Source organism: Streptomyces sp. NPDC127098 (assembly GCF_042722465.1).
Classification (GTDB): domain Bacteria; phylum Actinomycetota; class Actinomycetes; order Streptomycetales; family Streptomycetaceae; genus Streptomyces; species Streptomyces millisiae.
On the sequence record NZ_JBHXFJ010000019.1, the window covers coordinates 19,794 to 31,973 of the forward strand.

The 12,180-nt window shown below is 73.1% G+C and carries 13 protein-coding genes; 7 read left to right on the forward strand and 6 right to left on the reverse strand.

Going from position 1 to position 12,180, the window contains the following annotated elements:
• Positions 1-504 precede the first annotated feature (504 nt).
• Complete coding sequence (locus ACFWI8_RS14730) at positions 505-1,203, reverse strand: SigE family RNA polymerase sigma factor (RefSeq protein WP_387090646.1); 699 nt, start codon at positions 1,201-1,203, stop codon at positions 505-507.
• Positions 1,204-1,431: 228 nt separating this feature from the next.
• Between ACFWI8_RS14730 and ACFWI8_RS14735 the strand changes: the two genes are divergently transcribed.
• The 4 genes from ACFWI8_RS14735 to ACFWI8_RS14750 all read left to right on the forward strand — a co-directional run bounded on the left by ACFWI8_RS14735 (position 1,432) and on the right by ACFWI8_RS14750 (position 5,085).
• A complete protein-coding gene (locus ACFWI8_RS14735) occupies positions 1,432-2,109 on the forward strand; it encodes a response regulator transcription factor (RefSeq protein WP_207931233.1) in 678 nt (225 codons plus the stop codon).
• Between the two features lie 29 nt (positions 2,110-2,138).
• The gene (locus ACFWI8_RS14740) at positions 2,139-3,755 is read left to right on the forward strand and encodes an ATP-binding protein (protein ID WP_387090649.1); all 1,617 of its coding nucleotides are present in this window, start codon (positions 2,139-2,141) and stop codon (positions 3,753-3,755) included.
• The gene (locus ACFWI8_RS14745; protein ID WP_387090430.1) at positions 3,752-4,378 is read left to right on the forward strand and encodes a hypothetical protein; all 627 of its coding nucleotides are present in this window, start codon (positions 3,752-3,754) and stop codon (positions 4,376-4,378) included. Before ACFWI8_RS14740 ends, ACFWI8_RS14745 begins: the two co-directional genes overlap by 4 nt.
• Positions 4,379-4,452: 74 nt before the next feature.
• A complete protein-coding gene (locus tag ACFWI8_RS14750; RefSeq protein ID WP_387090433.1) occupies positions 4,453-5,085 on the forward strand; it encodes a VanZ family protein in 633 nt (210 codons plus the stop codon).
• A gap of 83 nt (positions 5,086-5,168) precedes the next feature.
• Here ACFWI8_RS14750 and ACFWI8_RS14755 read toward each other — a convergent pair whose 3' ends face one another.
• The 3 genes from ACFWI8_RS14755 to ACFWI8_RS14765 form a co-directional block, all read right to left on the reverse strand.
• Positions 5,169-5,570: an ATP-binding protein gene (locus ACFWI8_RS14755; protein ID WP_387090435.1), complete on the reverse strand. Its 402-nt coding sequence runs from the start codon at positions 5,568-5,570 to the stop codon at positions 5,169-5,171.
• 173 nt (positions 5,571-5,743) lie between these two features.
• Positions 5,744-6,895: an adenosine deaminase gene (locus ACFWI8_RS14760; RefSeq protein ID WP_387090437.1), complete on the reverse strand. Its 1,152-nt coding sequence runs from the start codon at positions 6,893-6,895 to the stop codon at positions 5,744-5,746.
• Positions 6,896-7,016: 121 nt separating this feature from the next.
• A complete protein-coding gene (locus ACFWI8_RS14765) occupies positions 7,017-8,033 on the reverse strand; it encodes a LysR family transcriptional regulator (RefSeq protein WP_387090440.1) in 1,017 nt (338 codons plus the stop codon).
• A 92-nt stretch (positions 8,034-8,125) separates the two neighbouring features.
• Here ACFWI8_RS14765 and ACFWI8_RS14770 point away from each other — a divergent pair, with 92 nt between their 5' ends.
• Positions 8,126-9,400, forward strand: a complete 1,275-nt coding sequence (locus ACFWI8_RS14770) for an MFS transporter (RefSeq protein WP_387090442.1) — start codon at positions 8,126-8,128, stop codon at positions 9,398-9,400.
• Between the two features lie 138 nt (positions 9,401-9,538).
• On the opposite strand, the gene ACFWI8_RS14775 is transcribed toward ACFWI8_RS14770, so the two are convergent.
• Positions 9,539-10,177, reverse strand: coding sequence for a sensor domain-containing protein (locus ACFWI8_RS14775; protein ID WP_387090445.1), 639 nt, complete (start codon positions 10,175-10,177; stop codon positions 9,539-9,541).
• Positions 10,178-10,313: 136 nt separating this feature from the next.
• Here ACFWI8_RS14775 and ACFWI8_RS14780 point away from each other — a divergent pair, with 136 nt between their 5' ends.
• Entirely contained in the window at positions 10,314-10,544 is a 231-nt protein-coding gene (locus tag ACFWI8_RS14780) for an antitoxin (protein WP_387090447.1), read from the forward strand.
• Positions 10,541-10,939 (forward strand): type II toxin-antitoxin system VapC family toxin, encoded by a 399-nt coding sequence (locus ACFWI8_RS14785; protein WP_387090450.1) that lies wholly within the window; start codon positions 10,541-10,543, stop codon positions 10,937-10,939. Before ACFWI8_RS14780 ends, ACFWI8_RS14785 begins: the two co-directional genes overlap by 4 nt.
• Before the next feature lie 7 nt (positions 10,940-10,946).
• On the opposite strand, the gene ACFWI8_RS14790 is transcribed toward ACFWI8_RS14785, so the two are convergent.
• Entirely contained in the window at positions 10,947-12,125 is a 1,179-nt protein-coding gene (locus tag ACFWI8_RS14790; RefSeq protein WP_387090453.1) for an amidohydrolase family protein, read from the reverse strand.
• Between the last annotated feature and the right edge of the window lie 55 nt (positions 12,126-12,180).

Below are 12,180 nucleotides of genomic sequence, written 5' to 3' on the forward strand. Positions count from 1 at the left end.
CGAAGCGCCACGCTGCGCGAACTCGGCCCACTGACGGCCCCACGCTCGGGACACACGGCGCGTATCGCGGGACGCCGTTCGGGACCTCCCTCGCCGAGCCACGCTGCGCGAGTTCGCCCCACTGACGGCACGCCGCTCGGGACACACGGCGCTGTACCGCAGGACACCGCTTGGCGACGCCCCCCGCCGAAGCGCGCAGCGCCGTCGCAGGACGCCGCTTGGCGACGCCCTCGCCGAAGCGCCACGCTGCGCGAACTCGGCCCACTGACGGCCCCACGCTCGGGACACACGGCGCGTATCGCGGGACGCCGTTCGGGACCTCCCTCGCCGAAGCGCGCAGCGCCGTGGTGTCGGACGCGGCGGACACGTGAGCGGGGCCCGGCCGTACCCCCCGGTCGACCGGACCCCGTCACTCCCCCGATTCCCCCGCTGTTTCCCCCGTTCCCCCCTCTTTCCCCCGATTCCCCCGTACCTCCCGCCCGGGCTCCCCTCCCGGGCGGGTGGTCAGGCGACCAGCTCGCCGAAGGACACGTCCTGGTCCTGGCCGCGGCTGAGCGCCTGGTCGTCACGCAACCGGCGCAGGGTGCGCCAGATGCTGCTCTTCACGGTGCCGACGCTGATGTTCAACGTGTCGGCGATCTCCGGGTCGGTGCGACCCTCGTAGTAGCGGAGCACCAGCATGGTGCGCTGCTGCTCGGGCAGTCGTGCCAGCGCCTGCCAGAGCACGGTGCGCAGCTCGGTGCCGCGCATCGTGTCCTGCTCCCCGGGCGCCTCGGGCAGTTCCTCGGTCGGGTACTCGTTGAGCTTCCGCCGCCGCCAGGCACTGATGTGCAGGTTCGTCATGGTTCGCCGCAGATATCCCCCGACGGCCGCTTTGTCGCTGATCCGGTCCCAGGCGCGGTACGTGGAAAGCAGCGCGCTCTGCAACAGGTCCTCGGCCTCGTGCCGGTCGCCGGTCAGGTGGTAGGCGGTCGCGTACAGGGAGGCGCGGCGCTCACGCACGTAGGCGGTGAACTCCGCCTCCGTGGCCCCCTCGCGCCGTCCTGCCCTGCCGCGTCCCCCCCTGTCGTCATCGGCCACCGCGGTGAGGTGCGCCGGCCGCTGACAACCGGTCCCGCGACGGCCCCCCAGCCTGCTCGCGACACCGGACCTCTCCCCACAGCGGACGGGAACCACAGCGGCGGAAGTGCGCGTCCCACTCATCGCCGTGTCGGTGATGCGTTGCGTTGCGCCCATCTCCGCTCCCCCTCGTCTGTCCGTCCTGCTCTCTTGCGATGGGCAAAACAATGCCGGGCCAGTTTCATCAGGGGGTCCCCCAACTGTCACAGCGCTGTCACAGGGACGCGCATAGGACAAGCCGCCGAACAGGTAATAGGAGGCGGTCATAGCGGGCAGTCGAACTCCGGCTGGTCCATACGACACAATGAGCCGGTGGCTTTCCTGTTGCTGATCGAGGACGACGAGGCGGTCCGCACGGCCCTGGAGATGAGCTTGACTCGTCAGGGACACCGTGTGGTGACCGCCGCGACGGGTGAGGACGGCCTGAAGCTCCTGCGCGAACAGCGGCCGGATCTCATCGTGTTGGACGTGAACCTGCCGGGTATCGACGGCTTCGAGGTGTGCCGGCGGATCCGCCGCACCGACCAGCTGCCGATCATCCTGCTGACGGCGCGCAGCGACGACATCGACGTCGTGGTCGGCCTGGAGTCGGGCGCCGACGACTACGTGGTCAAGCCCGTCCAGGGCCGCGTCCTCGACGCCAGGATCCGCGCCGTGATGCGGCGCGGGGAGCGGGAGGCCAACGACTCGGCGACCTTCGGCTCCATCGTCATCGACCGGGCCGCCATGACCGTCACCAAGAACGGCGAGGACCTCCAGCTCACCCCGACCGAGCTGCGGCTGCTGCTGGAGCTCAGCCGCCGCCCCGGGCAGGCGCTCTCCCGGCAGCAGTTGCTGCGGCTGGTCTGGGAGCACGACTACCTGGGCGACTCGCGCCTGGTCGACGCCTGCGTGCAGCGGCTGCGCGCCAAGGTGGAGGACGTCCCCTCCTCGCCCAAGCTGATCCGCACCGTGCGCGGCGTGGGTTACCGGCTGGACGCGCCTTCGTGAGGGAGCGGGTGAGCGGCTGGCTGCGCCGGATGCGGAAACTGCCCAGCCTGCGGCTGCGGCTGGTCACGGTCTTCGCCCTCGTCGCGCTCGTGGCGGCCGTCTCCGTGTCCGGCATCGCCTACTGGCTCACCCGGGACGCGGTGCTCACCAGGGCGCAGAACGCGGCGCTCAACGACTTCCGCAAGTCGCTCGGCGACCACGCCGGCGCCCTGCCGGAGAACGCCACCTGCGACGACCTGCGCGGCATGGCCGCGGCCGTCGCGAACAACACCATGAACTACCAGGTGGTGCTGGTCGACGACCAGTCCGAGGGCCCGATATGCACGGTCGAGTCCGACCCCACGGTCTTCAAGCTCGACATGGTGCCGACCGCGCTGATCGAGGCCGTGCACGAGCGGCGCGACGACGACACCCCCGACGCGCCCTACCACCTCTACTGGCAGCGCGTCTCGCTCGACGGCGACCCCTACCTGATCGGCGGCACCCGGGTCCTGGAGGGCGGCCCGACCGCCTACACCCTCACCTCGCTCGCGCCCGAGCGTGACGACCTCAACTCCCTCGCCTGGTCGCTCGGTTTCGCCACCGCGCTGGCCGTCATCGGCTCGGTGCTGCTGGCCCAGGCCGCCGCGACGATGGTGCTGCGCCCGGTGCAGCGGCTCAGCGACGCGGCGCAGCGGCTCGGCGAGGGCCGGCTCGACACCCGCCTCGAGGTGCGCGGCGCCGACGAGCTGGCCCACCTCACCCGCACCTTCAACAGCGCGGCCGAGTCCCTGGAACGGCAGGTCCGCGACCTCAGCAACCGGGAGGCCGCCAGCCGCCGCTTCGTCGCGGACATGTCGCACGAGCTGCGGACCCCGATGACCGCGATCACCGCCATGACGGAGGTGCTCGAAGAGGAGGTCGACAGCCTCGACCCCATGATCGCGCCCGCCGTGCAGCTGGTGGTCAGCGAGACCAGGCGGCTCAACGACCTGGTGGAGAACCTGATGGAGGTCACCCGCTTCGACGCCCGCACCGCCCAGATGGTGCTGGACGACGTCGACATCGCGGACCAGGTGACCGCCTGCATCGACGCCCGCGCCTGGCTGGACGCCGTCGAGGTGGCGGCGGAGCGCGGCGTCATCGCCCGGCTCGACCCGCGCCGGCTCGACGTGATCCTGGCCAACCTGATCGGCAACGCCCTCAAGCACGGCGGCTCGCCGGTGCGCGTCACGGTCACCGAGGACACCAGGGACGGCAGGGACGAGGTGGTCCTGGAGGTCGCCGACCGGGGTCCCGGCATCCCGGAGGACGTACTGCCGCACGTCTTCGACCGCTTCTACAAGGCCAGCGCCTCCCGGCCGCGCTCGGACGGCAGCGGGCTCGGCCTGTCCATCGCGCTGGAGAACGCCCACCTGCACGGCGGCGAGATCAGCGCGCGCAACGCGCCGGGCGGCGGCGCCGTGTTCACGCTGCGGCTGCCGCGCGACGCCGGCCAGCCCGGTGAGACCGAGGCCGACGCCGAGTGTGCGACCGAGGTCGAGCCGGACACGGGCACGGGCACGGGCACGGGCACGGACGCGGGGGACGTGCCCCGGCAGCGCACGGCCACCGAGCCGCCCACCACCGCGCCGGCACCCGGCGGCGAGGGGAAGGAGACCAGGTGACGGGCACCGCCAGACGTCCGAACCGTGGCCGGGGAACCGGCGCCCTCAGCTCGGCCGTGGCCGCGCTCGCCCTGCTCGCCCTGGCCGGCTGCGGCATCAGGTCGACGGACGTCCCGGTCGACGCCGGTCCCGCGCCCACCCGCACCACCTGCGACGCACCGGCCGAGGAGGGCACCGCGGAGGTGCGGACCGAGGTCTACCTGGTCTGCGGCTCCCGGGTGAACGCGGTGGAGCGCGCCATCGAGCTCCCGGCCGACACCACCGACCGGGTCGAGGTGGCCACCGCGCTGCTCGACGAGTTGCAGAGCGACCCTGCCCGGCAGGAGCGCGCGGCCGGCTTCAGCAGCGAGGTGCCGGACGACCTGGAGGTGTCGGGCCCGGCGGCCAACGACCCGGCCGAGGCGTTGCGGCTCAGCAAGCGGCCGAGCGACCTGCCGGCCGCCGCCCTGGGCCAGATCGTGTGCACCTTCGCGCACAGCGACTCGCTGGGCGACGGCAGCACCGTGATGCTCGGCGGCCCCGTCGACTCCCCGCACGGCGGGCAGCCCAAGCGGTACCGGTGCAGCACCGCCATGTGGGGCACCGGCACCCCGGGCCTCGTGCCGCCGATCACCGAGGGTTAGGTCCTGTCCGGACCTTGACGCAGGTCACACCGGTGCGGCGGAACCGGGCCGCACGGGGTCGCGTCCTGGTGTGCGTGCAGCATCATCCAGTGGGCTCCTCCGGGCCCGCCATCAGCCCTCGCGCCCGGATGACGGCTCTCGTCCTCCTCACCCTCTACCTGGCGCTGACGGCCTACCTGTCCCTGCGCCCGCTCGCCGTGCTCTGGGTGTCGCCGGCCAATGTCGAGCCGCTCGCCACCATCCGCGCCGAGCTGCGGCGCGGGCCCGAGGTGGCCCTGCCCGCGCTCGGCGCCGGCATGCTGCGCCTGGCGCCGCTCGGCGTGCTGCTGCCGCTGCTCGGCCGGCGGCTCGGCGGCCCCCGGCTCGCTTCGCTGTGCCGCACGGTCTTCGCCGGCGCGATGATCGCGCTGGCCATCGAGTTCTGCCAGTCGCTGGTGCCGAGCCGGACCGCCGACGTGGACACGGCCATCCTCAACGCGCTCGGCATCGCCGTCGCCCACCAGCTGGGCTACGGCCTGCTGCGCTCCCGGCTGCTGCGCGGCCCCGCCGCCCCGGCGGCGGCCCGGGCGCGGCGGCGGTCGGCGCCACCGACCTCCTCGGCCTCCTCCGCCTCGTCGGCCGCCAGGCGGGCGGCGCCGGCGCCCGGCCCCGGCCGCCGCCGGGCGCGCGCCGAACGCGAGCTGGCCATGGCCTCCTCCCGGGCCTGACGGGAACCGCACGCCGCGCGGGCCGCACCCCGATGGGGTGCGGCCCGCGTGCGCTCGCTGTGGATCGCCGAAGTCGCCGAAGATCAGAGGAGGTTGGTGCTGCCGACCACCTGACCGACCGGGCCGAGCACGTCCTGCGCGTCCCCGAGGTCGAGGCTGTTCGGGTCGCCGAGCGGCACCCCGCCGAGCAGGCTGTCCACGGAGTCCAGGGCGCTGCCGGCGCCGGTCGTGTGGGAGAGGGTGTCGCCGGCCAGCGGCAGGACGTCGGAGCCGCCCTCGATCAGCTGGCCGCCGGTCTCGACGACGTTGCCCGCGCCATCCGGGAGGATGTCGGTCGCGGTGTCGGCGGGCAGGGTGCGCACCACGTCGCCGGCGGTCGACTGCAGGCCCTCCAGGTTCGCGGCGGTGGCGGCGCCGGCGGCGGAGGCGGCGATGGCGGCACCGAGCGCGGCCGCGCCCAGGGTCTTCACGGTTGACTGCTTCATCAGAATTCTCGTCCTCGAGTGGGTTGCGGTGGGTTCCAGCGGCGAGGTGAAGGTAGCCACTGCGACGTCGCCCTCGCAATGAATCGAAATGCGCGCCGCTACCCGTAACCCGGCCGGCCCCACATGTCGTACCGGGCGCCGCCGAAATACACCCGACTGCGCGTCGCCGCAGGTCAGGACGGCACGTCGACCGGGCGGGAGAACAGCCATTCGGAACGCAGGGCCGCATACCCAGGTTTGATGACGTCATTGATCATGGCGAGACGTTCATCGAAAGGAATGAACGCGGACTTCATCGCATTGACCGTGAACCACTGGAGATCGTCCAACGTGTAACGGAATGTCCGGACCAGATGGGTGAATTCACCGGTCATGCTGGTCGCACTCATCAGCCGGTTGTCCGTGTTGACGGTGGCCCGGAAGCGCAGCCGGCGCAGCAGCCCGATGGGGTGCTCGGCGTAGGATGCGGCGGCGCCCGTCTGGAGGTTGGAGGTCGGGCAGAGTTCGAGCGGGATCCGCTTGTCGCGCACGTAGGCGGCGAGCCGCCCGAGCTTCACCGAACCGTCCTCGGCGACCTGGATGTCGTCGATGATCCGCACCCCGTGGCCGAGCCGGTCCGCGCCGCACCACTGGAGGGCCTGCCAGATGGACGGCAGCCCGAACGCCTCGCCGGCGTGGATGGTGAAGTGGTTGTTCTCCCGCTTCAGGAACTCGAACGCGTCCAGGTGCCGGGTGGGCGGGAAGCCGGCCTCGGCGCCGGCGATGTCGAAGCCGACGACCCCCAGGTCGCGGTAGCGGTTGGCGAGTTCGGCGATCTCCAGGGCACGGGCCGCGTGCCGCATCGCGGTCAGCAGCGCCCCGACCCGGATCCGCCGCCCCCCGGCCGCGGCGCGCCGCTCCCCCTCCCGGAAGCCCTCGTTGACGGCCTCGACCACCTCCTCCAGGCTGAGGCCGCCCTCCAGGTGCTGCTCGGGCGCGTACCTGACCTCGGCGTAGACGACGCCGTCGGCGGCCAGGTCCTCGACGCACTCGGCGGCCACCCGCGCCAGCGCCTCGCGGCTCTGCATCACCGCGCAGGTGTGGGTGAAGGTCTCCAGGTACCGCACGAGGGACCCGGAGTCGGCGGCCTCCCGGAACCACTCCCGCAGCCGCTCAGGGTCGGTCTCCGGCAACCGCTCGTACCCCTGCGCGGCGGCGAGCTCGACGATGGTGGCGGGCCGCAGCCCACCGTCGAGATGGTCGTGCAACAACACCTTGGGCGCGCGCCTGATCTGCGTCTCGCTTGCCAGCGGGGCCTCACTCGGATTCGGGCTGAGCGTCGTCATGCCGGCACGATACGCCCCCACGCCTACGCGCGTAGCGCGACGCCGGCCTTGGCGGCCTGGCGGCCTGCCGCCAGGACCGGGGCGACCGACCGAGCGCCGCAGGCGAGCCGCATGGCGTCCCTCATGGCCGGTCCGGGCCGTCAGGCCCGGCCGGGGTGGCTGGTGGGGCCGACGTCAGTCGGCCTCGGCGGCCGAGGAGGAAGCGTTTGAAGTCGGCGACCGGGCGGGTGTCCGGGTGGCCGGCGAGCCAGGCGACGCCGATCTGGCGGGCGGCGCGCGGCGCGGTGACGGAGAGTTCGACGACGCCCGGCCTGGCCACGGTCGGCGGCGGCAGCAGTGCGACGCCGAGGCCGGCCGCGACCAGGCCACGCAGCGTCTCCGGCTCCTCGCCCTCGAACGCGACGCGCGGCCTGAAGCCGGCCTTCTCGCACAGCTCCTCGGTCAACCTCCGCAGCCCGTATCCGGGTTCGAGGGTGACGAACGGCTCGTCGGCCGCCTCGGCCAGCCGCACCCGGCGCCGCCCGGCGAGTCGGTGGCCGGCCGGGACGACGAGGTGCAGCCGTTGCTCGTCCAGGCGCCTGGTGACCAGGTCGGGCGCCTCCGGCACGGGCGAGGTGAGACAGAGGTCGAGCTCGCCGGCCCGCATCCGCTCGATCATGTCCTCGCCGTAGCTCTGCACCAGCGCGAACCTGACGCGCGGGTGGTCCTCGCGGAACTCGCGGATCAGCTCGGGCACCGTCTCAGGGCCCATGGTGTGGAGGAAGCCGAAGGCCACCTTGCCGGCCGCCGGATCGGCGTCGGTGCGCACCGACTCGGCGGCCCGCTCCACCTCGCCGAGCGCGCGCTCGACGGAACGGGCGAACGCCCGGCCCGCCGGCGTCAGGGAGACCCGGCGGCCGTGGCGGGCCAGCAGCGCCACGCCGAGGTCCTCCTCGAGCCGGGCCATGGCACGGCTGAGCGTGGACTGCGGGACGGCGAGGCCGCGGGCGGCCTGGGTGACGTGCTCGTGGCGGGCGACGGCGGCGAACTGCGCCAGCCGGGGCGTGAGCAACGCGGCCCAGGATTCGGGCGAGATGTCGGCGCGGCCGGGTGTGACCGGTGTAACGGTGATGTCTTCTTCGTTGCCGATCGATGACACGCACACCCCTCACCTTCACTGATGCACAGGTGGATCGATCTTCGCAGATCCGTGCATTGGACGCATCAGATCGGGCGATCTAGTTTTGTGGCATGCCCACTGACCTAGTCGAGGCTCCCGCCACCGCGGGGGCCTCGTCCGCGCCGTCCCCGACCATCACCATGAACGACGAGCGTCCCCCCTCGCGAATCCGCATCAACCTCGCGCTGTTCGCGATCGGCCTGGCCACCTTCGCCATGCTGTTCTCCACCCAGGCCCTGCTGCCCGACATCGCGGCCGCCTTCGCGGTCGGCGCCGACGCGTCCAGTTGGACCGTCTCGGCCGCCACCATCGGCCTGGCCGTCGCGGTGCTGCCGCTGAGCGCGCTCTCCGAGCGGTTCGGCCGGCGTCGGATGATGACCGTCTCGGTCGGTGTGGCCGTGGCGCTGGCGCTGGTCATCCCGTTCGCGCCCGACCTGGGCACCCTGGTGGCGTTGCGCGCGCTGCAGGGCGCGGCGATCGCCGGCATCCCGGCCTCCGCGGTGGCCTACCTCTCCGAGGAGTTGGACTCGCGGGCCACGGTCGGCGCGGTCGGTCTGTTCATCGCGGGCAACAGCGTGGGCGGCATGGTCGGCCGGGTGCTGACCGGCTGGGTGTCCGACGGTTTCGGCTGGCGCGCCGCGCTCGCCGCGGTGGCCGTGATGGGTCTCGTCTCGGCGGTCGTCTACCGGGTGCTGCTGCCGCGCAGCCGGAACTTCCAGCCGGCGCCGCTCCGGCCCCGCGTGCTGCTCGGCGCGGTGCGGGCGCACCTGTCGCGGCCGCTGCTGCTGCGCCTGTACGCGATCGGGATGCTGCTGATGTCCGCGTTCAGCGCGGTCTACACGGTGATCGGCTTCCGCCTGGTCGAGGAGCCGTTCGGCCTCTCGGCCGGCCTCGCGGGATCGGTCTTCGTGATCTACCTGGTCGGCACGGGCTCGGCCTCCGCGACCGGGCCGATGATCGAGCGCCTCGGCCGGCGCGGCGCGCTCTACGCGGCGATCACCACGGTCTCGGCCGGCCTGCTGCTGACCCTCTCGGACGAGCTGGCGCTGGTGCTGATCGGCATGGTGCTGATCACCGGTGGCTTCTTCTTCGGTCACGCGGTGGCCTCCGGCTCGGTGAGCCGCGCGGCGACCGAGGGCAGGGCGCAGGCGTCGGCGCTCTACCAGGTGGCCTACTACCTGGGCGCGAGCCTGGGCGGCACCACGGGCGCGGTGATCTACCACGCCGCCGACTGGTCGGGCCTGGTCGCCTTCGCGCTGACCGCGCTGCTGACCACCGCCGGCATCACCCTCTACGCCACGGGCCGGGCCCGGGCCGACCGCCGGGCCTCGGCGCGGCTCGCCTGAGCGACGCGCCTTCCGGCGAGGGTGCGCGTCCTCCCCGGCGCGCCGGCGCGTGGTCGGGACGCGCGGGCCGCCGCGGTAGACGCACGAGGCCGGCCCGTGCCTTCGGGCACGGGCCGGCTCCGGCATCGACGTCCGCGCTCAGGCACGGACCAGCAGGGCCCGTGCCATCCCGGCCTGGAGCGCGGCCAGCCCTCGCACCATCGGGACGGCGGTGGCCAGCAGCAGCACCCCGACGCCCGTGTTGAACGCGATGTCGGCGGCCGTGGAGTCGATGCCGAAGGCCAGGTCGAGCAGGCCCTCCTCGCCGCCGTCGCGCGGCAGCGACCAGGACCACAGGCCGTAGCAGAGCTCGCCGAGCCCGCCCACCGTCCAGGCGACCGCGAGGCTGAAGGTGATGAGCCGCACCGGCAGCGCGACCACCATGTGCGTCCAGTCGCGCCACGCCTGCGGGTCGCCAAGCGCGCGCCACATGCGCCCGAGGCCCGTGCCGCGCGGCTCCCGGTAGCTCGGCTCCGGCAGCGCGCGCCCGCTGACGGCGGCCACCCGTGCCCGCTCGCCGCGCGCGAAGCCGCGCGCCGCGACCAGCGTGCCGGCGAGCACCGGCACCCCGAAGACGGCCACCAGGCCGCCGAGCCCGAGGGAGAACCCGGTCACGGCCACCACGAAGGCGGCCACACCCACCGGCAGTCCGGCGAGCAGATAGGCCAGTTCGCGCCCGAAGCGGCTCGAAGTGCCCTGGTACTTCACGGCGGCGCCCGCCGGCATCGTCTCGATCATGTGTACAAGACTCCCGGCTTCGCGGGCCCGGCCCCAGCCGGCTAACCCGTCGGTCGGGGGGTGGTGCCAGGTACACCAGGGCGGTGCAGGCACGCCGTTGCTAGCATTTCGCTATCATTGCGACTAGAATTGTCGCATGGCTACTCTCTACGTCCGCGACCTGTCCGACGACGCGCTCGCCGAGCTCAAAATAAGGGCCGCCCGGAATCGACAGTCTCTCCAGGCGTACGCCCGAACACTGCTGGAACAGGAGGCGGCGACCCCGACCACCGAGGACGTCATCGCTCGCATCAGGGAGCGGGTGACAGCGCGGTTGTCCACACGCGAGGTTCTCGCCGACATCGAGTCAGGACGTGAACGCGCGTGATCGTGGTAGACGCGGGCGCCGTCGTGCATCTCGTGGCGGACGCCGGCCCGGTGGGGGAAGCAGTGCGCAAGCGTGCCGAGTCGGAGCGCCTGGCCGCGCCGTACCTGCTGGACGTCGAGGTCGCCTCGGCGCTGCGCGGACGCCACCGTGGCGGGAAGCTCACCGAGGCCCAACTCGATGCGGCCTGGGATTCCTTCGCCCTCCTGCCGATCAAGAGGATGGAGCACATGCCGGTGCTGCCCCGCGTTCGCGAGTTGTGGGGCAACATGTCGCCGTACGACGCTACCTATGTGGCCCTGGCCGAAGGGCTCGGGGTTCCGCTGATCACCAGCGACGCCAGGATCGAACGTGCCGGCCGCGCCCGGTGCGTCATCGAGGTCTTCGTCCAGTCCTGAGCCGGGATCACATGGCCGGCTGTGCCGTCCCCGCGACCCGGCGGCCGCCCCGCCAGACGCCGACGATGCGGGACTCCAGCGTGGCCGGGTCGAGGCCGATGCCGGAGAGCAGCACCAGGTCGGCGCGCTTGCCGGCGGCTATCTCGCCGCGGTCGTCGTGGAGCCGCAGCAGCCGCGCGGCGTCGATCGTGGCGGCGCGCAGCGCGCCGACGGGGCCGAGGCCGGCGGCGGCCAGGTGCTCGATCTCGCGCAGCGCCTCGCCGTGCGGGCGGACCGGGTTGTCGGTGCCCATGGCGATCGGCACCCCGGCGTCGAGGGCCAGCTTCACCGCGCGCCGGTGCGCCTCGGCCGCCTCCGCCGACACCTGGTCCGGCGCGCTCTGCGACACGGAGAGCGTCGGCACCAGCCAGGTACCGGCCTCGGCCATGGCACCCACGGCCGCCTCGTCCAGGTACGTGCCGTGCTCGACGGAACGCGCCCCCGCCCGCGCCGCCAGCTCGGCGGCCCGCGCGCCGTGCGCGTGCACCATCACGCCCCGGCCGCCCTGCCGGGTCGCCTCGTCGACCAGCGCCGCCATCTCACCGGGCGTGAGCTGCACGTCGTGCACGCCGCGCGCCAGCTTCATCGAGCCGGTGGCGGTCACCTTGATCCAGTCGGCGCCGGCCCGCACCATCCGCCGCACCACGGCCCGCGCCTCGACCGGCCCGTCGAACACCGGGTCCGGCATGGCCGGGTCGCCGAAGAAGTCGACGTCCCCGACGCGCGGCGACCAGTGGTCGCCGATGCCGCCGGTGGTGCACACCTGCCGCAGCGAGACCAGGATCTCCGGACCCTCGATCCAGCCCCGCTCAACGGCGAGGCGCATCCCGGCGTCGGCGCCCCAGGCGTCCCGGACCGTGGTGATCCCGAGCCCGAGCAGGGTCCGCAACACCGGCACGGCGGACAGCGGCCGCACCGAACGCGCCAGGCCGAAGGAGTCCTTCATGGTCTCGGTCAGGCCGACGTGCGTGTGGCAGTCGATGAACCCCGGCACCAGCAGCGAGCCCGAGCAGTCCACGACCTCGTCCCCGTCGAGCCCCCGCCCCACGGCGACGATCCGGTTCCCCTCCACCACGACATCGGTCCCCCAGACCTCCCCGGAGACCACGTCGAACACGGAACCTGAAGCGAAGAGAGTACGAGTCACCGGCTCATGTTCGCACTGACCTGCGACGACTCCCGCTCCGGGGCGACTGTCAGAG

Excerpts from the sequence above, each read along its gene's own strand:
- ACFWI8_RS14740 (WP_387090649.1), top strand. The coding sequence starts at position 2,139 with ATGCGGAAACTGCCCAGCCTGCGGCTGCGGCTGGTCACGGTCTTCGCC.
- ACFWI8_RS14780 (WP_387090447.1), top strand. The coding sequence starts at position 10,314 with ATGGCTACTCTCTACGTCCGCGACCTGTCCGACGACGCGCTCGCCGAG.
- ACFWI8_RS14760 (WP_387090437.1), bottom strand. The coding sequence starts at position 6,895 with ATGACGACGCTCAGCCCGAATCCGAGTGAGGCCCCGCTGGCAAGCGAG.
- ACFWI8_RS14770 (WP_387090442.1), top strand. The coding sequence starts at position 8,126 with ATGCCCACTGACCTAGTCGAGGCTCCCGCCACCGCGGGGGCCTCGTCC.
- ACFWI8_RS14775 (WP_387090445.1), bottom strand. The coding sequence starts at position 10,177 with ATGATCGAGACGATGCCGGCGGGCGCCGCCGTGAAGTACCAGGGCACT.
- ACFWI8_RS14755 (WP_387090435.1), bottom strand. The coding sequence starts at position 5,570 with ATGAAGCAGTCAACCGTGAAGACCCTGGGCGCGGCCGCGCTCGGTGCC.
- ACFWI8_RS14730 (WP_387090646.1), bottom strand. The coding sequence starts at position 1,203 with ATGAGTGGGACGCGCACTTCCGCCGCTGTGGTTCCCGTCCGCTGTGGG.